Origin of the sequence: Nguyenibacter vanlangensis (assembly GCF_013376155.1) — a bacterium.
Taxonomy (GTDB): Bacteria; Pseudomonadota; Alphaproteobacteria; order Acetobacterales; family Acetobacteraceae; genus Gluconacetobacter; species Gluconacetobacter vanlangensis.
In genome coordinates this window covers 1-619 of record NZ_JABXXP010001167.1, presented here as the reverse complement: position 1 = coordinate 619, position 619 = coordinate 1, and the positions used below count along the sequence as shown (strand labels likewise).

At 70.1% G+C, this 619-nt stretch carries 1 protein-coding gene; it reads left to right on the top strand.

The features are described from left to right. Positions 1–619 (top strand): MFS transporter (locus HUK84_RS21910; RefSeq protein ID WP_176642006.1); only part of this gene is annotated, 619 nt, incomplete at both ends.

The following is a 619-nucleotide window of genomic DNA, read 5'->3' as shown; positions in this document are numbered from 1 at the left end:
CGCGTGGCGGCGGGCGGCCCCGGGCGGAACCGGGGGCCGGCGGGGGCGCCGATCCTGCCGGTGCTGAAGCGGCATCGGGCGCTGGTGCTGTATGCGGTGTGCCTGATGACGGCGTTCAATGTCTTCAGCCACGGGTCGCAGGACCTGTATCCCAAGATCTTCCTGGCGTTGCAGAGGCATCTGCCGCACCCGACCGTCACGCTGATCGTGGTGCTGTACAATCTGGCGGCGATCGCGGGAGGGCTGTGCTTCGGCATGCTGTCCGAACGGATCGGGCGGCGGCGGGCGATCGCTCTGGCCGCGCTGCTGGCGCTGCCGCTGCTGCCGCTGTGGGCGCTGCCGGAATCGGCGGCCTGGATCGCGGTGGGGGCGATGCTGATCCAGTTCTGTATCCAGGGGGCATGGGGCGTGGTGCCGGCCTATCTGAACGAATTGTCGCCCGCGGACATTCGCGCGACCTTCCCCGGCGTGGCCTATCAATGCGGCAACCTGCTGGCGGCCGGTTCCAGCCTGATCCAGAATGGTATCGCGGCGCGGATGGGCGGCAACCTGGCGCCGGCGCTGATGCTGGTGGTGGGGAGCGCCGGCGGGGCGATCGTCCTGCTGACCATGCTGGCCG